Raw genomic sequence first — 21,231 nt, 5'->3', positions numbered from 1 at the left:
TGTACACAAACCCTACAACTATGAAACCTGTTATTATAGCTCTACTCTGTATTATTTTCTATTCTTGTAAAAGCGATAGGAAAGACGATAATCAGTCGAGTACAGAAATGCCTACGACGCCACAAAACATTACCATTATCATCAATAACCCCTTAAAGAAGCAAATCTTTTTTGATTGGTCTTCTTTGCTTGATGCCGCTACTCAACCTTATGAAGCGACGTCAGCCCACGATACTATTCTTATAAAAAGTACGATTCCTGTTAGACTCATCAGTTCTGATATGATAGGTAATAGTAAAATTGTGCAAAATACTTTTTTGTTATATCCAAACGATACCGTATTTCTAGCAAAGCCACAATCAATCACCAACATTTCTGGCAAATCTGACCAAAGAAATAAAGAACTTTCTTTTTCCCCTCAGTTCAGAGAACAATTTGGAAACTATGAAGGTTGGTCTGTGTCAACACCCTTCGGTGATGATAAACCAGCGATAAGACTGCAAAAAATAAAAGAAGCCTATCAAAAGCATATAGCATTTGCCGACCAATTCTTTCAAGTCAATCATTCAAACTCAGCTTTTAAGAATTTCATGAGCAAAGAATTTTACTACAAACAATACTTTGATTTTTTAGCTCTCTACCAAGAAAATCTCCCAAAAAACAAAGCTATCATTCAGGATGCTCAAGTAGCCCGTTTTCTTGCTGATTTTAAGCTTGATGATAGTGCCAGCGAAATTCCAATTTATGGGTATGCTATATTTTTGTTAGAATCTTTGTTACAAGAAGGAAAATCTGAAATAGACTTCTATCAAAACCTCAAAACCAAATATTCAGGAAAAACCCGAGACATCGTTTTATATAGATTTGTTGATTTTTGTATTATCAATTCTTCTAAAAATATCTCTACACTTTATACTTATTTCCAAAAAGATGCAGAAAATATTGTGTTGAAAAACAACCTAAAAGAGCAATATCAATTCATGGCGAATACTTTAAATTCGAGTGGGAATAAATCATTAGATAGTTCGACTGTTATTCATTTTTCAGACAAAAAAACACTTACTTGGAAGCAGTTATTGGAAAAAAATGCTGGAAAAATCACCTATTTAGATTTTTGGGCAAGCTGGTGCAAACCATGTATTGAAGAAATGAAATATTCGCATGAGGTTCAGAAAAAATATCCCAACATTAACTTTGTTTATCTCTCCCAAGATGAAAACTACAAACATTGGGAAAACTCCATACTTGCCCGAAATATGTCAAAGGAAAGCCATTATTTGATAGGTTCATCTAAAAACTCTGCCATATTATCGCAGTTTAATATCACAAGTATTCCCAGATATATGATTATTGACCAATATGGTAAAGTCTTAAATGCTGACGCTCCACGTCCTTCGGATGCTAAACTTAAAACAGTTTTTGATGAATTACTCATAGAAAAGTAATGAACGAGTAGCGATACACTTGTGTAGAATTGAATGAATTTCTCTGAGTGAAGCTCTCTCTTTGAAAAATTGCCAAATTTATCATTTAACAGTTTACTAGTTAACAAGTATTATCCAACAATCAATATAGTCTAAATCTCAAAAACAATCCAGAATGAAAGGCAATCTCATCTTCTTATTACTTTTCATAACCATTTGTTTTTCATCTATTTCACAGACTCAAAAACCAGATTCTATAGTCGTGACAATGGATAAACAAACAAAACGGAATATTGATAAGTACAATAATTTTTGGTATTTATTTCCCTATGTAACTGTGTATGATAGTCGTCATCCTAATGGGATTGAAATACTCAACAAACAGTCATTAAAAGATACCATCACTACCCTATTATTTTCTACAGAAGACGATTTCTATATACTCAATTGTAGAACCCTACAAAGTGAAGTTGAAGTAGTTGTTAAAAATGGAGACAAGGTTATTCTATCTTTAAATAATGAGCAAATAGCAATAAATGTAACCAACAGAACAACTCAGCCTTTAGAATTTAAGATAGATGATATATTATATCACAGAGATAAAAACCCATTAATTTTAGTCAAAAAATACTATAATCCACTACATTTTATGTCTATTGAGGAGGCATTGAAGACTCCTAAAAAAAAGTATCTCGTAAAAAAACAAGCATTTGAGGAAATTGCCGCTTGTATAAAATCGGCTACTCAAATAGTAGATTCTTTAGAGCAAAATGCCCTAATTTCCTCCAATACGGCTAGTTTTAATAAAACGAAATTTAGGACTTTTTTGCTCTCACTAAATATCTTGGAATCTAAAATAAACTTTGATTCTGCCAGAATATTACTAAACTCCTACCCTAATACGCTTCTTTACCCCGACAAATACCATTACAAATTAGCTGAATGTATTACCGATAAATTTATTGTCGAAAAAGCCAAAGAAATTCCATTTAATGATCTTACAAATAGAGACTACGCTGAAATATACGATAAAATAAACCAGAGTGACCTATTTCTAACCAGACATAAAAACTTTCTTTTATTGCGAGAATTAGACAGGATTTTCAAGTCTTTTTCGAGAAATATCAGTAAAAAATACTATGATTCTTTTCTTACCAATACTCAGGATAGTACAGCTAAAAATATAGTCCTTGATAAATATGCTTTCTTTTTTACTCCAATCAATAACCGTGATGAAGTTTTATCTGTACAAAATCAAAAGCAGTCATTGAGTGAATTACTAAAGGAAAATAAACTTACCTATGTTGACTTTTGGGCATCGTGGTGTGGTCCTTGTCGAGTCGAAGTACCACATTCTAAAAAGTTACAAGAAAAGTATGAAAAGGATATAAACTTCATATACCTTTCCATTGATCAAAATGCTACTCAATGGAAAACAGCGATAAATCAACTTGCTCTACCTTTGAAGAAAAACTTCTTAATAACCAATCCTAAAAACAATACTCTTATTCAAAAATATAAGGTTATCTCTATTCCTAGGTATATGATTATTGATTCTAAAGGGGTAGTTATTAATCAAAATGCTCCACGTCCTTCCGACCCTAGACTTATAAAGGTTTTTGATGAATTACTCAAAGAAAAATAAGGTGTATATACCAAATAATTAGATTGTAATAGTTGGCTTGAGTTAGCAGGTAAAAGCGAAGCACCAACATCATTTTTGAATAACCATGAAACACCAAAAATTCATTTGACTCGTGACGTAATATATTGTAGTTATTCTGTATAGTATGATAATTTACATACAATAGGACTTGGAGCTTGTATTATGAGTGATGTAATACTGGCTGTAGGAGTCAATTTGTTGGGGCTTCTCATGTAAAAGTTTATGGCTGTTACACTGCTACTAGAAGAACGGTTGGAGGATATCAATTTAAAACACAATATTAAAATTATGAAAATCTTATTTGTACTTTTTATGGTTACAATTTTGGCTATATTTTTTACCAATAGTGCTTTTTCACAAAGAGGAGATACCATTACAATAATAGATGTCAAATCAATTATGGAGTCTTATCAAAACAAAAATCCAGATACAATAGCATACATGGTTACTGAGTACCCCGCAGTATTTATTGGAGGTAAAGACTCACTTGATTCTTATATTAAAAGAGTTTCATTAAGAAATGCCGCAAGGTTTATTAAAAGCAAAACCAAGATTTTGTGTTGGGTTATTATAGAAAAAAATGGATGTATTTCAGAAGTAGAAATGATAACGCACAATAATCCAGAGTTAGAAAATAGTATAAAATATGCGCTATATTCATCTCCAAGATGGATTCCTGCAACTCAAGACGGTAGAAAGTTAAGGTATAAAACTATTTTAGCATTTAATTTTCCTTAGTTCGGCTTTTAAGGCATTTTCACTGAGAGGTATGACTTATTTTAAAATTATAAAACAGCAATTTTTAATTTTCTCACCATAAAAACCAAATTTTACCGTGAAATACACCCTATCTCTATTGGTACTTTTACTACTCTTTGCCTTTGCAGGGTCTGCACAAAATGGCATTTCTACCGACACTGTCGAAATCATTAGTAAGCTTAAATCAGGCGAAAAAGCCTATCTGTATTACTACAATCAATTTCAAGAATTCCCGACGCCAATTGAATTTAATCAAACTAAAAAAATCAAAATCGCATTTAGGGATTTACTAATTCTTAAGGATACTGAGAAACAAATGACCTTTCCCATTACCAATTCCGAGAAATTATATGTTATCAAAGATGCTGAAAAAATCACAAGATTGGTATCTGACGATAAAAACCGAACTAACGAATTGGCTTTTCTAGTACCTATCGTAGCCAGTAATCAAGATTTTTTTTCTTTTGGCAAATCGCTAGACTACCGCTCTATTTGGCAAAAAATTGATGCTGCAAATACCAAAAATGTAGTAACCCCAAGCTATATCGAAATACTAAAAAATCATGTTTACAGCGATTATCTAACACTTATCGCCTCAAACTACTTATATCCTGAAGGGAAAAACACATTAGGCTCGGCGTGGGCACTACTCGAAAAAGAAAAAGTCGCTTATCAAAATGAAAGCCTTCTGAAAGATGCTCAATTTCGTAATGCATTGATCAATTATGAAAAAGCCTTGCTAAAAAAGGCGATGGTATCAACTACCGATTTTGGTGGTATCGAACAATCAATTTCAAGTAATTTTAGAGGAAAAATCAAAGATTTTTTGCTGTTTGTATTTCTGTGTCATCCTCAAAAACAAGATGCTAAGTTTGATACTGCACTCCAAAATTATCTCAATACTTCGCAAAATAAAGAGTATATCGAGTATCTCAAAGAGAAATATCTAAGTGGTCCAAAAGTCAAAAATGGAAATCTACTATCTGAAAAAAATGAGAGTATTTCTATGGATGAAATCCTAAAACAACACAAAGGAAAAGTCATTTACCTTGACTTTTGGGCAAGTTGGTGTGCACCGTGTAGACAAGAAATTCCTGATTCTAAAAAGCTTATTACCTCCTATCAAGCCAAAGGATTGCAAGTCATTACCATCTCGATGGATGAAAACAAAGTAGCTTGGCAAAAGGCTGTAAAATCAGAAGATCTTTCTCTTTCAGCTAATTATCTTTTGTCCAAAGATTTCGGCTCGGAGCTTGCCAAAAAATATAAGATTAAATCCATTCCTCGCTATATGATTATTGACAAAAATGGCAAATTTATCAACACCAACGCTCCTCGCCCATCCGACCCCAAACTTAAGGAGTTGTTAAAAGAGCTTTTGTAAAGGAGACACTGGAGAAAGTGAGCAAAATTAGATTTGAGTTTTTTTTAGGCAATAGGCAACAGGCACAAAGCAAGGAGTGTACAATTGTTTTTTAGTAACGATAGGTATGTTTTTGACGAAAATGCCCTAAGCTGAAAGCCGATACCTCAAAATGTTTTCCTCTTAGCGGGCGACTTAAGTCGCCCGCTAAGAGGAATGACATATCGCTAGAAGCAAAGCATTGCGTCTCTACTTGTAAATAATAACTACTCATTCAAAAACATTTACCCCCTATCTCATCCTCTTTTCAAAAAGATGAAAAACTGGTATATCTACGCTCAAAGTCATGCCATAACGCAACATGCTTACTTCTGAAACGGTATTAGTCAAACCGCCTGATGAACTGGTTACGTTGACATCTCTCAATTGTGGTGTGATTTGCGCACCTACTTTCAAGGCAATTGGCGCATTTTTGACGCCCCAAACCACATAACAACCTGGCGCAAAGATTTGTGAAAACTTGATTTTCGGAAAACCATTAATCTCATCTCCTTGTGACCAACGATAGCTAAATGCCGCCCCAATATCTACAATTGGCACAAATAAACTCAGCGAATGTCCTCCTCGACTATCTCTTTCGTAACCGCCCAATACCTTACGTTTTTTGCCCCAACTAAATGCCACACCAATCGGTGCAGTAATACCTGTCACGAAGGCACTTTGCGACACGCCTCTACTTGAGGCAATGGGTTGCTCAACGCCCGCATACAACCCTGGATAGGCATTAATGTCGAGACTAAAGGCATTTTTGCGCTTAAGACTATACGAGCCAACAGGAGCCGCATATTTATCAATAATCTCCTGCAAATCCGTGGTCGAATCGGAGGTAATTACATCGGTCATAAAATTGGCATAAAACGTGATTTGGTCAAATTTTGCTTTAAGACGTTCCTTCTGTTTTTCCTGAACCTTGGTATTATTTTGAGCCATCAATTCATCGATATTTTTTACTTCTGATAAGCTTTTTTGAATACTTTCAAAAGTCCTTTTCTGACTTGTCAAATCTTCTACTTGCTTTTGTAGCAACTCCAATTGGGTTTTGGTTTCTTGTAATTTTTTAATGGTCAAAATTCTCAAAGAATCTTTGTCCATATTGTCTTTCAGTTGCTTTAAGAGCACATTCGCTTCTTTTTCTTTTGTTGCAATCAAGCCTTTATTGGTCAGCAAATCCTTTTCTACCTGAGCAATATGTGTTTTTTGTAAAATCGCCAAGCCATTATTCAAAAGCCCTAAGCGGACATCTTTAGGACGAACCTCTGCCCATATAGGCTTCATTGCCGCAATGGTATGCAATAAGCCTGAACCATAGCTTTTGGTATAAAATGCCTTAATTGCTTCGATGGCATCGGTGGCGATGGGTTTCCATTTTTGATTGTAAGCACTTTTGTAAAAACTTGTATCTGGCTCGCCACTTTTTAGTAAATATTTGATTTGAAAACCTACATTTACCATGTCAAAAATTGATTGGGTGTAGTGTAAAAATGGCTTCACATCTCGCAAAGGCAGATTATCCGAAGTAGAATTATACAAAATTTGCTTTTGAATATCATCTAGCATGAGTAAAAACTGGCTAACTGTCTGATTAAAATATTCCAAACGATTATTGGACTCACCGAGCCAATTTCCAAGACTCTGCCCGTCCGCACCTACTTTCAAATTATTGAAAAGCAAGGTATCTTTTTGGTACAACAAGCCCAAAAAATAGCGACCAACCAAAGGGTCAGAAAACTGCTTCAATGCCTCCGAAGGACGAATCCACATCTTATTAGCAGGGTCGTTAGTCAAATCAATAAGGTTGTCTGACAACAAAGCCAACAAACGTATCGTGCGACTCACCTCCGACGTTCGAATGTCGGCATCGGTGGCATAACGTGTTTTCAGAAAATCTAAAAGCGTTGCTGGGTTGGTACCTTTTTCCAATAAATCAAAAGAATGATAAGTCATCAAGAAGATTTTGAAACTATCCTCTTTCAACATTTCTGGATGATATTGTTGAATATAACTTTCAAAATTCTGTGGAATTTTGGTTACATCCGAATGAAAGGCAGCCAACCAAGTATTTCCTAGAGAAGGTAAACGGTAAATATTTTCATCATTTTGTAACATCAAGTAAGTAGCAGGAAAGAAAGCCCTCAGCTCAGGAATCGTATCGAGACGATTTCGGAGTTTATCAAAAAAAGCTAAAGTCAATTCTTGTTTAGTACGTTTGACCAACCATCTGGCGGTGGCGTCCACCATGCGAGTAGTCATGTCGAGCGATAAGCCCGAACCAGAGGTTGAAGTACTTTGCAACTGAGGTTTACGCGTATTGTTAAGGGCATCTGTAGTCACAAAAGATTGCGTTTCGAGAATCTCTTTTTCCTTTTTCTTGATAAGATTTTTGTTAATAACCGAATCCATAATCGCTATGCGAGCGCCCGCCATTTCGCTTAAGGTCGAATCCAAATCAGACGCTATTTCACCCACTTTAAACTGAGTTATTTGAATCGACTCTTGATATTTTTGTCGAACAGAATCGGGCATTGGCTCAAACTTCACATACAAATTACGGCTCGAAATAGGCAAACGTTCAGAACCTGCAAAACTGGTCGTTTTATATACCACATTGACTTTGTAGCGTGTATTGAGCGAGTCGATGCGTAGTTTGAGTTTGCTCATAAGCGTATCTATTGCCTTGGCTGTTACACGAGCTTTGTCATTGATTACTGACTGAGCACCGTCAAACTCATGAAACAATTTAAAGGCATTTGGCAACTGATTAATGGTATTCAGCTCATTATTGACTTTAGAAAAAGGCTTTTTTACAAAACTTTTAATCGCCTCATAATCTTTGGCATTCATCACTCTTTTCGTATCCAAATAGCCAAAGAAAGTCCTTTTGGCGCCTCCACGGCTTGCATTTGGATAAATTTTCTCCAAAGAATCCTTGTACACACGCAAGGTGAGCGCATCATAATAAGCATTTTGAGAAAATGAGGAAAAGCCCCAAAACAAGCATATTCCCACTAATAGTAAACGTGTTTTCATAGATTATTTTATGAGTTAGAAAGAGTGGCAGGTGGTCGGGTATCGGCGGTCAGCTATCGGCTGTCGGCTATCGGCGGTCGGCGGTCGGCGGTCGGCGGTCGGCTGTCGGCGGTCGAAAGGATATATTTCCGAGTGCTGACGGCTGATATAGCCCATCGCTGAAAGCCGACAGCTGAAAGCCGACAGCCGACAACCATTACACATAGCTATATGCCCATACCATGAGGGCAAATTGAAGAGGCAAACGAGCATACAAAATCCATTTAGGAAATTGTTTAAATTTATCGGAAGTCGCCATGTAAATATTGGCTGGAAAAACCGCCACAAAAAGTGCGATTAATCCCCACGCAGCCCACGAACGAGTATTTTCAAATAAGAGTCCTGCCCCAAGAATAACTTCAGCTACACCGCTCAATGCCACCATGAATTGATGAGCAGGAATATATGGCGGCATTATTGCTAGAAAAAACTTGGGCTTTACAAAATGAAAAATACCAGCCAATATCATTAATAAACTCAATAAGTACATCATAGTGATGGATTTGAAAGGTTAGGAAAATGTTGGATAAGAGATTTTGATTGTGGATTTGGGATTCTGATGAGTTTTTTAAGATAAAACTATTAGATATTTACGAATCTGAAAGCCGAAATCTAAAATCCCAAATCCTTCTGATAGCTCCACACTCAAGATACACTAAGGTAGTGATAATTTAGGTATCCTAAAACATTCTTATTTTACAGGCTGTTATCTCAGCTAGGAAGTGTAACTTTGTGGTCTGTTTTGGATTCTACAAATTACAGAAGAGCGGTTAGACTTCCAAGGCATTTTTTTCATCAAAATATTTTGTACAATGACAGTACTTCCATACAAAGAGCAAGAGGCTAGCAAAAAGGAGCAAGTAGCTCAAATGTTTAATAATATTTCACATAAATACGACTTTTTAAATCACCTTTTGAGCGGTGGTATTGATATTTTATGGCGTAAAAAAGCCATCAAATTATTGAAAGCTGCCCAGCCCAAAAACATCCTTGATATTGCTACTGGAACGGGTGATTTTGCTATTGAGGCATTGGCTCTAAAGCCCGAAAAAATTGTCGGAGTGGATATTTCGGAAGGAATGTTGAATGTAGGGAAAGAGAAAATCAAAAAATTGGGTGTTGATAATATCATCGAAATGCAATTAGGTGATTCGGAAAGATTACTTTTCGAAGACAATACTTTTGATGCTGTCATCGTTAGTTTTGGCGTAAGAAACTTTGAAAATTTGGAGAAAGGGCTCACTGATATGTGCCGTGTGTTGAAGCCAGGCGGAACTTGTATCGTTTTGGAGTTTTCCAAACCTAAATCATTCCCTTTCAAACAGATTTATAATTTCTATTTCAAATACATTTTGCCTGTTATTGGAAATATGGTTTCAAAAGATTCGTCTGCTTATACATACCTTCCTGAGTCTGTACAAGCCTTTCCAGATGGAGAAAACTTTTTGAAGGTATATCATAAAGCAGGTTTTACGAAGACTCAATGCTTACCACTTACGTTCGGAATAAGTACGATTTACATTGGCAAAAAATAGTTTTTGCTACTGTTACAAGCCTTTTTGTATTGGGCTTATCGCAACACTCACAGGCACAACGATACAAATACAAAAGAATCAATGACGAGTTTTATGATGAAAAACTCGTTCACTTCGGTTTTCTTTTCGGTTTTGGAGACGCCCGATTCAATTTGTATCATGGGCCGCAAGTAGCAGCGCCCTCCGATACTTCACGGTCGATTATTTCGCCTGGCAATTTTGCCTTCCTTGTTGGAGGTATTGCCAATTTTACGCTAAGCAAGCATTTTGACCTCAAAACAGGTCTCAATATTGCCTTGTATGGTCGTGAAATTGATTACCGATTTAATAACTCTCCCAATTATCCACCCGAATTGCGAGAGTCAACGTGGCTTGAAATACCTGTATTACTAAAGCTAAAATCACAAAGACGAGGTAATTCGAGGATGTTTATTGATGCAGGATTTAAGATAGGTATTGAAGCCAATGTAAGGAAAAATGCAGCGACAACCACACGATTAAATACTCGAACGGGAGATTTTTCAATAGAATATGGTATTGGATTTGAACAGTTTTTCAAGTATTTCAAATTTACGCCAGAACTACGATTCTCACATGGTTTGGTCAATATGTACATAGCACCGACTAATCCATTTTCGTATGCAAATGCCATCCAAAAACTTAACTCTCACTCAGTTACGCTGTATTTGATGTTTGAGTAAAGGTTATTTGTTAATAGTTATTTGTTATTGGATAATTCATCAAAAAAGCGGTCGAAAAGCACTTTTCGACCGCTTTTTTGATGCTACTATGTGTTTATTTCGGATATCGGATGTTGGATTTCGGAAGTATAATCTTCTATATTTTGCAAAAAACAAAGGTATTTTACTTTATTTCCGAAATCAGAAATCCCAAATCTGCAATAGTTTGAAATCCTTCGGTTTATTAGGAAAATTGGAAGGAACGTTTCAAGCATTTACCTCAGCTCTGTAGGAGCTTTTTTAAGCAATACGCCAAATCTAAAAAGCAACCTATTTTAGGCAAGGACAAAGGACAATTCAAAACTCATACTACTTCAAAATATCCCAAACCTCTGCTATATCATTATTTTTGGCGATGAGTAGGGCTTTTTTGCCATTGGCTTTTTTGAGAATTCTAGTTTTGCGCACTTGTCCTTTTACTAAAAATCCTGTTTCTAAAGAAGTCATTTTTCTAAAATTACCTTTCCCATCATTTTGAAGAATTACGCCGTAGTTGGCATCAAATCTGCCGATTTCTGGTAAAACATCAAAGAAGTTGCCATTCATGATAATTTCTAAGACGTCATCTTTATTCAGGTCAATACACTGAATACTGGTAATAGGCGAGGTTTGTGCCATCATAGGGAATGGCATAAACTTAAATTGTCCTTTGCCTATATTCCACAAAACGCCAGACTCGCTATTATTGACCTTTTGCACCGTGGCAGATTCCAATTGACTATCTTCAAAAAGGTCTCCCATTTGAGCTGAAGCATAATCTGAGAACTTCAAAAACTTTTGTTTTATTTCTGGTAACTGCTTTTGTAAATCGGCTTTTAAGACCATCGGCCAAGGTTCTCCTTGGCGATAACAAGTCATGATTTGCTCATAAGAACCATTTTTATCAAAATCATTTACATATAATTCCGCTGGCTCGGTAGCAGAAACTTTGAAGTGATGGTTATTGCCTAAATTCCCCAACACAAAATCTAAATCGCCATCATTATCCAAATCTGCAGCTTGGATGGCATTCCACCAGCCGTTCAATGCCTGATTTCCGAAGTCTGTTTTTGTGAAATTTTTACCTTTATTATTTTGTAAAATAACCACAGGCATCCAGTCGCCAACGGCCATAATTTCGGGGTAACGGTCGCCATTCAAATCCTGAATAGTCACATCGGTAATCATTCCTAAAGCTTGGTTAGTACCTAGAAGCTGGCTCGAAACATCTTTGAAATTACCCTTGCCATCATTCTGTAAAATAAAACTATTGGGGTTCTGCCCATAGCGTGCGGGAGTCATACGAGTGCCCACAAACAAATCTAAATCGCCATCTAAATCATAATCTAAGGCTTTGACACAAGCCCCACTGGTACGATTAGTTGGGAGAGTTGGACTATAAGTAAAATTTCCTTTCCCATCATTCAAGAAAAGACAATCCGCCAATTGTGGGTCGTTAGGTAAAAACTCGTTACTTCCCGTAACCCAATATAAGTCCAAATCTTTATCACCATCAGCATCAAAAAACAGGGCATCTACCACCTCAAAACCCTTGTAAGGCTCAAATGAAGGCATATTTTTCAAGGATAACTGCCCAGAAGCTGTTTGAAGATATATTTGTTTGGGTTGTGTAGCCGAGCCTCCAATAAACACATCTTCGATACCATCGCCATTGATGTCGCCTACTGCTAAGGCTGGCCCTTGGGTAGAGTATTTTTGTTTGAGTAAACCATCACGGTTATAATCTACAAAGTCATTTTCGACATGGGTATATTTCCAACCTGACTGTACGGTGTGGTTAACTAACAATGGTTTCGGATTACTTGGCGCTTTATACACAAATTTCTCTTGGGCTTGGGCGTGGTCTAGCGTAAGCGTTTGATTGGCTTTGATGTTCCGCAAGGTCTGTTTAGCATCGTCACTCCATACAATTACCAAGGAATCGACGGTAGTGTTTTTTCCTAAACCAAAATTTAAAGACAAATCCATCGACGACTGAAAGCCTCGATTGGGTAATTGTTGTAAAACCTGCTGTTCTCCTTTCTGGAAAATACAAACCTTTGCTCCCACTCCAAAAGCATTTTTCTCGTATCCTTTCAAACGAACTTTCAGATAATTTGCTTGAAGTTTTTCGTTTGTTTTATTTTTATAAATCGAAACTGGAGAGTCATTGTTATTTACCACCAAATCCAAATCGCCATCGTTATCCAAATCAGCATAAGCAGCGCCATTCGAAAATCCTGGGCCTTCAAGTCCAAAATCTGCTGCATGATTTTCGAATTTAAGATTCCCCAAATTTTTGAAAGCATAATTGGGCACTGGTGTAGAGGTCATTTTATCGACAAACTCATGATAATCAAATTTCTTACCATTCAACATTTGTTGCATGGTATTTTCGTCGCCCAAGAAGGCAATATAATCTTGGTCGGTGAGGTCTTTCATGATACCAGTTGCCACAAAAAAGTCTTTTAAACCATCGTTATCCATATCAAACATCAAACCACCCCAACTCCAGTCGGTGGCGTGCAATCCCAATTGCTGACCCATTTCCGAAAAAGTCCCATCGCCATTGTTGATATGCACCATATTGCGCATATATTGGTAATAGTAGTCCTGCTTGAGCTTGAATTGGAAGAAATCATAACTCTCATACGTGGCAGTGCGCTTGACACGCTCCTCACTTTCGGGGAACATTTCGGTTACGATAATATCCTGCCAACCGTCGTTATTCAAATCGGCAATATCGGAGCCCATTGAGGATAATGGCGTATGACCAATTTGTTCCTCAATAGCTTCCTTGAAAGTACCATTTCGCTGGTTGATATAGAGGTAATCTCTTTCATAAAAATCATTAGATACATAAATATCAGGCCAGTTGTCGTTGTTAACATCACCGATGGTTACTCCCAATCCGAAACCAATCAAACTCCCATAAATACCTACCTGTTCGCTGACATCCACAAAGTGGTTATTATCATTACGATAGAGTTTATCGCCTCCTAACGCATCTCTTTTTGCTCTGAGATTGGCATATCCCAGTCTATCCATTGGCGTAAAGCTGTTGTTGAGACAATACATATCAAGGTCGCCATCGCGGTCATAATCAAAAAATGCGGCATGAGTCGTAAAACCACCATTGGTCAAGCCATACTCTTGAGCTTGTTCTTTGAAAGACGGCATTCCAGCTTTTATTCCTTGATTTATGTAGAGCTGATTTCCACGGTTATCTTTATTTCCTGAGTTACAAACATAAATATCCAGCAAGCCGTCGCCATTGACATCTGCCATGGTTACGCCTGTACTCCAAAACTTTTTACCAGAAATTCCTGCTTTTTCAGTAATATCCTCAAACTGTAAATTGCCTTTGTTGAGATACAAACGATTTTGTTCAAAATTAGAAGTCAAAAACAGGTCAGGCAAACCATCATTGTTGAGGTCACCAAGAGCCACACCACCGCCATTATAAAAATTGCGGTAGTTAAAAATGTTAAAATCTGGTCGATCGAGGATATGATTGGTAAAATCTACACCAGTGTGGCTAGCAGATAGCTCTTCAAAAAGCGTATCCTTGGGCGATGTAGAACAACTCCAGAAACACAAAATTGATACTAGTAATCCAACTATTTTTTTCATATAAACAGAATGCTATGAGCCAAAGCTTTAGGCATTTTCAAGGTCATTTTTTGTATGGGTATATTGGGTTAAAAAGAGACAAACGCATTAGGCTACTCCGATTTTTACTTTGTGCCTATGAACCTTTGCCCCTATTCCCTCTATCTACAACTTTTCCTTACAAAAATACAAACCTCACCACGCTTTTACGCATAGTGAGGTTTGTATTTTAGCATTTATTCGACCATTTGGAAAAAGTATTAGACTTGCGACAATACCATCAGTGTATCATTGTTTCTTACGACCAAAATATAGGTCTTTCCTTGTATTTTGATTGCTTTCAATCGTTTGACTTGTCCTTTGATAGAAATTCCTAAAGGCTTCACCTCAAAATCACCTTTTCCTTTGTTGACCAACAAGGTTCCATAATCGGCATCGTAGCGTCCCATTTGAACATTACAATCATAAAAATTACCCATCAGGAGAAAATCAGGAAGATTATCGCTATTGGCATTTATGGCTTGTGCCGCAAAGTATGGGGCAAATTGCGCTTGATATGGCAAGGCTTTTACAGTAAAGTTTCCTTTACCATCATTGATAAAAACGGCATTTGAAAAATAGTTGGCTTCTAAGGTTTTGGCTGCTTCCAATTCGTTACTTCCCACCAAGTCTTTGACTTCGGCTTTGGCAAAATCTTTGGCTAGCAAAAATTTCTTTTTCATAAATGGAAACTGTTTTTGTGTCTCGGTCTTATTGGCAAAAAGAATTTCTTGCCCTCCTAAATAATAAGTCAATAAGCCATCGGTTGAGCCATTTTTATCAAAATCATTGACATACAAACGCACAGGTTGCTCTGGAGTGGCTTTGAGTCGGCTATTTAATCCCAAGTTTCCTGCTACAATATCCAAATCGCCATCAGCATCTATGTCTGTAGTGTAGGTAAAATTCCACCAACCTTTTTCTTGCGTCAGCATTTTTTTTACCAACTTTCCTTTTTGATTTTCGAATAGACAAAGTCCATCCCATTCCAAAGACAAGAGCAAATCTGTATCGCCGTCTTTATCTAAATCTACACTTTCAGCATTTTTAACCAAACCTACTTCTGATAATTCTGGAGCTATTTTAGCGGTAATATCTACAAACTGTTTTCCATTGTATTTGAACAAATACGAAGGAGGAATTTTGCCATAAGCAAAAGGAACCGAGCGTCCACCCACAAAAACTTCTGGGCGACCATCGCCGTCAATATCTTGGGCTTTGATGCAGGCTTCGGTCATTGTAACTGCTGGGAAAGCGCCTCCTTGAGCTTTCAAAAGCCCTTTACCATCATTGAGATACAAACGAGGCTGGATATATTCGGAGCCAACAGCGTATTGATTTCCACCTTCTGCCACTAGCAAATCTACATGTGAATCGCCATTGATGTCAATCCATTGTGCATCTACCTCCTCATAATTCAGGTCTTTTTGCAAATCGGGTTGAGCTATTTCTTTAAACTTTCCATTACTTTGCTGAAGGTAGACTTTTGCCAAACTGGTTTGCGATGAACCAATAAAGAAATCTTCCAAACCATCATGATTGATGTCAGCAACCGCTAGCGCTGGCCCTTCCGAGGACATTTTATGTGGGATTAACGCTTCTCTTTCAAACTCATGGAAAAGGTTTTCCTCATGTTTTACTGTTACTCCGAGAATTTCTGAAACGTCTTTGAAATATGTTTTCGGACGATATTTATTTTTGAAACCTTCAAAATCAAATACAGGAAGATTAGCCTTGTAAGAAATCGTTAAAGAATCTTTTAAGTCCTCTTTTCTAATTTTCTGAAAAGTTCGGTCGGGCCAAATCAAAAACGCAGAATCCACCTCGGCACGATTACCCAATCCCATCACCAGCGGAATCTCCATACTAGCTTGAAAGGCTCTAACAGGGAATTTTTCAAAATAAAGGGTTTCATTTTTCTTAAAAATCAACACCTTCGCTCCTATTGCATTAAGATTTTGCGCTTTGCCTTTCAAGTACAAACGTGTATGTCCTTGTTCTGGGGCGTAGGCATCTGCTAAGTTCTTGTAGACGTAAGCTTTTTCATTGATATTATTGGTCACAATATCCAAATCGCCATCATTGTCCAAATCGGCATAAATAGCGCCATTGGAATAGGAATTTTGATTATTGGCGATTTGCGAAGCGATTTCCTCAAAGGCTAAATTAGGATTATTCTTAAAGAACTGATTCGGAATTTTGATTTCAGGAAGTTTCCCGTCCAAAGAAATATCCTTTTCATCCATTTGCTTTTGGTCGAGCTTATTTTGGACTTCTTCCGAAGAAATAAAATTGATATAGTCCATATCATTTACTCGTTTCGGAATACCATTGGATACAAACAAATCTTTTCGACCATCATTATCAAAATCAAAAATCAATGGCGACCACGACCAGTCTGTGGCAAACATATTGGCATATAAACCTATTTCGCTAAAGGTATTATCGCCGCGGTTGAGCTGTAAGTTATTGCGTGAAAACTGATAGCCATAACCTGCTTGAATTTTATAGAAAAAAGTAGAATAGGAATCTTCTCCTTCCGAACGTTTGAGGATTTCACGGTCATAAGGAAGCATATCCATTGACACAATATCATCCAAAAAATCATTATTCAAATCGGCAACATCAACTCCCATCGAAAACTGGCTGGTATGACCAATTTGACTTGTGAGTTGATCAGCAAAACTTCCATTTTTTTGATTGATGTACAAATAATCATTTTCATGGAAATCATTGCCAATATACATATCTGGGTATCCATCAAAATTGAAATCGCCCAAACCAATACCTAATCCATAACCCAAAGCATCGGCAGCAATACCTGCCTGCTGGGTTATTTCTTCAAATTTGCCATTATTATTTACGTAAAATCTATCGCCAGCCAACGGGTGAATAGTTCCTTTAAAATTATCTCTTGAACCGAAAGTTCCGTTTTGATGCACCGAGTGATTGAGCTGAAACATATCCAAATCACCATCTAAATCATAATCAAAAAAGGCAGCTTGTGTACCAAATCCAATCAAATCAAGTCCATATTTTTGAGATTGCTCCTCATACACAGGTACACCATCAGCGCCTATTTTCTGGCAAACAAATAATAAATTATGCCCTTTTAACACCTCAAAATCACCAACTTGATTGACATAAATATCCAATAAGCCATCTTGATTTATGTCGACAATCGATACGCCATTTGACCAACCTTTTCCTCCTTTGAAGTTTGCTTTTTCGGTAATGTTTTCAAACTTCATATTACCCTTGTTCAAAAAGATTTTGTTGTCGCTCATGTTGGCAGTAAAGACCAAATCTATCCAACCATCGTTGTTTAAATCTCCTGCGCCAATACCTCCACCATTGTAGAAATACATATAACGAAAAATATTAAAATCTTTGGTTGGATTAAGGTCGTTCGAAAAATCAATACCCGTAGTTTCGCCATCTAACAACTCAAAGGCAGGAGGTGTTTTCTTCTGACAGCTTTGTGTAAAAAGAAGGAATAGGGCAACAGGGAGGTATATAAGAAATGAAAATCTTTTCATCGAATCAGCTTGAATGATGTGTATATCGAAAATTTCCCCTTATGAAGGTTTTACCAACATAAGGGGAAACAAAACTATTTTTTGAGCGCAAATAACCTTGGTACTTCGTTATTAATGAGTGCCAAATATTCGGTTTGGGTTTTTACTTTAACAGGCAAAATTTGCTTGATTTCACCATTCAATACAAAACCACTTTCTTGATTGGTAAGTACTTCAAACTGTCCTTTTCCTTTATTAATCAAAACATTTCCACGACTTGCATCAATCATCGCCAACTGCGGAATAAAGCCCGTATAATTGCCCCCAATAATCAAATCTGATTTGCCGTCGTGGTTTACGTCAGCTTGTTCGATGGCATTGATACATGATAATTGTGCCACTTCAGGTAGGGCTGCAACTGTAAATTTACCCTTACCGTCGTTGATCGCCACGATAGATTTGCAGTACCCCACCGTTTTGGTCAAACTTCCTTCTAACACATCCGACGGAAACAAATCTTGCAATGACTTTTTAGCATACTCAGCATGTTGAAGAATCTGCTTTTTCAAGGCTGGGAATTGCTCTGCCATTTCTCTTTTCAAGAAAACAGGAGAATCCTTTTCATTAATCGTCTTGGTCAAGATTTTATCAATGCTTCCATTTTTATCAAAATCTTTTACCCATATCTTCAGTGGTGCATCCAACTGGGTATGTAGCGTAAAGTTTTCGCCCATATTGCCCAATACCATGTCGTTATCTCCATCGCCGTCAACATCCAACACCTTGATTGCTCCCCAGAAACCTGTATATTCTTCCAGACCATTATCTGCTTTTTCGAACTTGGCGCCTTTAGCCAACAAAGTCACAGGTGCCATCCAGTCGCCCACGATGACCAAATCCTTTTTACCATCTTTGTTAACATCCGACAAAGAGGCATCACGCACCATACCGAGTTCTTTCAATTGTGGCGCAACACTAGCCGTCACATCTTTAAAAGCTCCTTTTCCATCATTTTGGTAAATAAAGCTATTCGGATTCAAGCCGTATTGCATTGGCACACTACGACTTCCTACAAACAAATCTATATCGCCATCCGCATCATAATCGAGTGGCAAAACCACCGAAGTGTTCAAAGTATTCATCGGAATAGCTCCCGACGAATAAGTAAATTTGCCTTTTCCGTCGTTTAGGTATAATCTATTTAGCAAATCATTTGTCCCTTCCGAAACTTCATTACCTCCGCTACCTACGAACAAATCCAAATCACCATCTTTGTCAGCATCAAAAAATAGCACCGCAGTATCTTCAAAAAAGGCTGTTCTTTCAAATGATTCTTGTTTGGATAATTTGAAACCAACTGCTGTTTGCAAATACAACATACCTGCTTGATTTTTTGCACCTGCTATATAAATATCCTCTAACCCATCGCCATTGACATCGCCAACAGCAGCCTTTGGACCTTCTTTCGAAAGCATAGCAGGCAGGTTTTTTTCTTGGTAAAAATCCTCATAAGGGTCTTCTTGGTGTTTTTCAAACGGCTGTGATACCCACTGAAAATAACCATCCACCAACTTTGCCTTTGGATAAGACATTTTTTTACTATCCTTCATTTGGTAAGAAACCAAGCCATCAATTTTAGGATTTTTGTAAATACTAATACGTTGGTCAGGCCAAGTAATTATGAGGGAATCTATTTTGGTATTTTTCCCTAAACCGAAATTCAAAACATACTCCGCACTCGACTGAAATCCACGAGAAGGAATCAGTGAACGAGTTTGTGTTTCTTTTCCTGTAAAAACATCTACTTTGGCTCCTACCGCATAGGTATTCTGACCTTCGCCTTGAAGTTTTACTTTTAAGAAATGAGGCTTTTCGGCCTGTTTGTCAGAATTGTTGCGATATACAAAACACTGAGCATTCACATTGTTTACCACCAAATCTTCATCTCCATCGTTATCCAAATCGGCGTACATAGCACCATTCGAGAACGACGGTGCATCAAAACCAAAATCTTTGGCCTTTTCCTCAAACTTCAATGATTTAGTATTATGGAAAAAGTTGTTAGGAATTGGCGTTGAAGGCATTTTTTCAATGATTTTATTAAAATCCTGCTTCACGCCTGTCATGCGCATATCCTGTACCAGTTCATTGGCAAAAAAGTCAATAAAATCTTGGTCGATTACGTCGTTGTAAATACCATTACAAACATAAATATCATTGTATCCGTCGTTATCGGCATCAAACATCAAAGCTCCCCAACTCCAATCACTCGCGGCTACGCCAGCGTAATTTCCTATTTCCGAAAAAGTACCATCTTGGTTATTTAACTGAAGGCTATTTTGCTGGAATTGGTTATAAAAACCACGTTCTTTTTTCAGTTTAAAAACATAATGATTATCGAAAGATGAAGTAGTCTTCAAACGATATTCATCTCGTGGAAGCATATCTGTTGTAATAATTTCCTGATAACCATCATTGTTAATATCCGCCATATCTGCTCCCATTGAGGCAAGGCTGATATGCTTCATACGTTGCTCGATTTCTTCTTTGAAAGTTCCATCCTTTTGGTTGATATAGAGATAGTCTTTTTCGTAAAAATCATTAGAAACGTAGATATCTGGATAGTTATCGTTGTTGGCATCGCCAATGGTTACACCCAAGCCAAAACCAATCAACGAGCTATAAATACCTGCATCTTTGGAAACGTCATGGAAAAAGCCGTTGTCGTTGCGCATCAATTTGTCGCCTCCGCCTTTCAAGAAATCCTTTACTGGCCAATCTTCAGCACGTAATTCACGGTTATTGGCATAGTTGAGCGTATTAACAGGGATAAAGCTGTTGTTGAGGATATAACAATCCAAATCGCCATCTAAATCATAATCAAAAAATGCCGCATGAGTAGTATAACCTCCTTCATCTAAGCCATATTTGGCGGCTGATTCGGTAAAAGTCGAGTTACCATTGTTGATAAAAAGGGCATTTTTTTGTTTTTGGGTAAACTTATTGATCCCTGCGTTGCAAACATAAATATCCAACAAACCATCGTGGTTAATATCGACCATAACCACACCTGTATTCCATTTACCAATCTCTTCGACGCCCGCTTTTTTAGAAATATCTTCAAATTTCCAGTCGCCTTTGTTGAGATATAATTTGTTGGCGCCCATGTTGGAAGTCAAGAAAATATCGGGCAAACCGTCGTTATTAATATCACCAATGGCTACGCCTCCGCCATTGTAGAAATTGCGGTAATTGAATATATTGAAGTCTTTTGAGTTTTCGACTTTATTCACAAAATCAATGCCCGTATCCTTGCTATCCATGAGTTCGAACACGGTGTCGCTTTTACTCGAACATCCCAATCCAATTCCCATCAGGGCTATTAGCGACAATTGTTGTAATACTTTCATTCTTTTGTTTATATAAGGTTAGTTATGGTTGTTAAAAAACGATGTTTTTCATTTTTCAAC

At 37.1% G+C, this 21,231-nt stretch carries 12 protein-coding genes; 6 read left to right on the top strand and 6 right to left on the bottom strand.

Annotated elements, in window-relative coordinates; translation table 11 throughout:
• The first annotated feature begins 20 nt into the window (after window positions 1-20).
• The 4 genes from ACOVQ4_RS04605 (at window position 21) to ACOVQ4_RS04590 (ending at window position 5,233) form a co-directional block, all read left to right on the top strand.
• The gene (locus tag ACOVQ4_RS04605) at window positions 21-1,445 is read left to right on the top strand and encodes a TlpA family protein disulfide reductase (RefSeq protein WP_421819479.1); all 1,425 of its coding nucleotides are present in this window, start codon (window positions 21-23) and stop codon (window positions 1,443-1,445) included.
• A gap of 154 nt (window positions 1,446-1,599) precedes the next feature.
• The gene (locus tag ACOVQ4_RS04600) at window positions 1,600-3,069 is read left to right on the top strand and encodes a TlpA family protein disulfide reductase (protein WP_421819478.1); all 1,470 of its coding nucleotides are present in this window, start codon (window positions 1,600-1,602) and stop codon (window positions 3,067-3,069) included.
• 309 nt (window positions 3,070-3,378) lie between these two features.
• A complete protein-coding gene (locus ACOVQ4_RS04595; protein ID WP_421819477.1) occupies window positions 3,379-3,828 on the top strand; it encodes a hypothetical protein in 450 nt (149 codons plus the stop codon).
• A 97-nt stretch (window positions 3,829-3,925) separates the two neighbouring features.
• Window positions 3,926-5,233, top strand: a complete 1,308-nt coding sequence (locus tag ACOVQ4_RS04590) for a TlpA family protein disulfide reductase (RefSeq protein ID WP_421819476.1) — start codon at window positions 3,926-3,928, stop codon at window positions 5,231-5,233.
• A 91-nt stretch (window positions 5,234-5,324) separates the two neighbouring features.
• Here ACOVQ4_RS04590 and ACOVQ4_RS04585 read toward each other — a convergent pair whose 3' ends face one another.
• From ACOVQ4_RS04585 to ACOVQ4_RS04575, 3 genes are all read right to left on the bottom strand, one after another.
• Window positions 5,325-5,486: a hypothetical protein gene (locus ACOVQ4_RS04585; RefSeq protein ID WP_421819475.1), complete on the bottom strand. Its 162-nt coding sequence runs from the start codon at window positions 5,484-5,486 to the stop codon at window positions 5,325-5,327.
• A 17-nt stretch (window positions 5,487-5,503) separates the two neighbouring features.
• Window positions 5,504-8,299, bottom strand: a complete 2,796-nt coding sequence (locus tag ACOVQ4_RS04580) for a hypothetical protein (protein ID WP_421819474.1) — start codon at window positions 8,297-8,299, stop codon at window positions 5,504-5,506.
• Window positions 8,300-8,495: 196 nt separating this feature from the next.
• A complete protein-coding gene (locus ACOVQ4_RS04575) occupies window positions 8,496-8,831 on the bottom strand; it encodes a DoxX family protein (RefSeq protein WP_421819473.1) in 336 nt (111 codons plus the stop codon).
• Window positions 8,832-9,150: 319 nt separating this feature from the next.
• Here ACOVQ4_RS04575 and ubiE point away from each other — a divergent pair, with 319 nt between their 5' ends.
• Together ubiE and ACOVQ4_RS04565 are read left to right on the top strand one after the other, a co-directional pair.
• Window positions 9,151-9,873, top strand: coding sequence for a bifunctional demethylmenaquinone methyltransferase/2-methoxy-6-polyprenyl-1,4-benzoquinol methylase UbiE (gene ubiE, locus ACOVQ4_RS04570; RefSeq protein WP_421819472.1), 723 nt, complete (start codon window positions 9,151-9,153; stop codon window positions 9,871-9,873).
• On the top strand, window positions 9,822-10,574 hold the full coding sequence (locus tag ACOVQ4_RS04565) for a porin family protein (protein WP_421819471.1): 753 nt from the start codon (window positions 9,822-9,824) through the stop codon (window positions 10,572-10,574). Before ubiE ends, ACOVQ4_RS04565 begins: the two co-directional genes overlap by 52 nt.
• A 348-nt stretch (window positions 10,575-10,922) precedes the next feature.
• Here the strand turns inward: ACOVQ4_RS04565 and ACOVQ4_RS04560 are convergent, their stop codons facing one another.
• From ACOVQ4_RS04560 to ACOVQ4_RS04550, 3 genes are all read right to left on the bottom strand, one after another.
• Window positions 10,923-14,225, bottom strand: a complete 3,303-nt coding sequence (locus ACOVQ4_RS04560) for a VCBS repeat-containing protein (protein WP_421819470.1) — start codon at window positions 14,223-14,225, stop codon at window positions 10,923-10,925.
• Window positions 14,226-14,464: 239 nt separating this feature from the next.
• Window positions 14,465-17,782 (bottom strand): VCBS repeat-containing protein, encoded by a 3,318-nt coding sequence (locus tag ACOVQ4_RS04555; protein WP_421819469.1) that lies wholly within the window; start codon window positions 17,780-17,782, stop codon window positions 14,465-14,467.
• A gap of 74 nt (window positions 17,783-17,856) precedes the next feature.
• Window positions 17,857-21,171, bottom strand: coding sequence for a VCBS repeat-containing protein (locus ACOVQ4_RS04550; RefSeq protein WP_421819468.1), 3,315 nt, complete (start codon window positions 21,169-21,171; stop codon window positions 17,857-17,859).
• Window positions 21,172-21,231: the final 60 nt, after the last annotated feature.

This window comes from Flectobacillus sp. (assembly GCF_049240685.1).
GTDB lineage: Bacteria > Bacteroidota > Bacteroidia > Cytophagales > Spirosomataceae > Flectobacillus.
Note: the sequence above shows the minus strand (reverse complement) of the source record. Positions and strands in the feature narration are given on the sequence as shown.

What these genes read in the sequence shown, in the direction of transcription:
- ACOVQ4_RS04565 (WP_421819471.1), top strand. Translation starts at nt 9,822, where the DNA reads ATGCTTACCACTTACGTTCGGAATAAGTACGATTTACATTGGCAAAAA.
- ACOVQ4_RS04595 (WP_421819477.1), top strand. Translation starts at nt 3,379, where the DNA reads ATGAAAATCTTATTTGTACTTTTTATGGTTACAATTTTGGCTATATTT.
- ACOVQ4_RS04555 (WP_421819469.1), bottom strand. Translation starts at nt 17,782, where the DNA reads ATGAAAAGATTTTCATTTCTTATATACCTCCCTGTTGCCCTATTCCTT.
- ACOVQ4_RS04600 (WP_421819478.1), top strand. Translation starts at nt 1,600, where the DNA reads ATGAAAGGCAATCTCATCTTCTTATTACTTTTCATAACCATTTGTTTT.
- ACOVQ4_RS04550 (WP_421819468.1), bottom strand. Translation starts at nt 21,171, where the DNA reads ATGAAAGTATTACAACAATTGTCGCTAATAGCCCTGATGGGAATTGGA.
- ubiE (WP_421819472.1), top strand. Translation starts at nt 9,151, where the DNA reads ATGACAGTACTTCCATACAAAGAGCAAGAGGCTAGCAAAAAGGAGCAA.
- ACOVQ4_RS04560 (WP_421819470.1), bottom strand. Translation starts at nt 14,225, where the DNA reads ATGAAAAAAATAGTTGGATTACTAGTATCAATTTTGTGTTTCTGGAGT.
- ACOVQ4_RS04585 (WP_421819475.1), bottom strand. Translation starts at nt 5,486, where the DNA reads ATGAGTAGTTATTATTTACAAGTAGAGACGCAATGCTTTGCTTCTAGC.
- ACOVQ4_RS04605 (WP_421819479.1), top strand. Translation starts at nt 21, where the DNA reads ATGAAACCTGTTATTATAGCTCTACTCTGTATTATTTTCTATTCTTGT.
- ACOVQ4_RS04575 (WP_421819473.1), bottom strand. Translation starts at nt 8,831, where the DNA reads ATGATGTACTTATTGAGTTTATTAATGATATTGGCTGGTATTTTTCAT.
- ACOVQ4_RS04580 (WP_421819474.1), bottom strand. Translation starts at nt 8,299, where the DNA reads ATGAAAACACGTTTACTATTAGTGGGAATATGCTTGTTTTGGGGCTTT.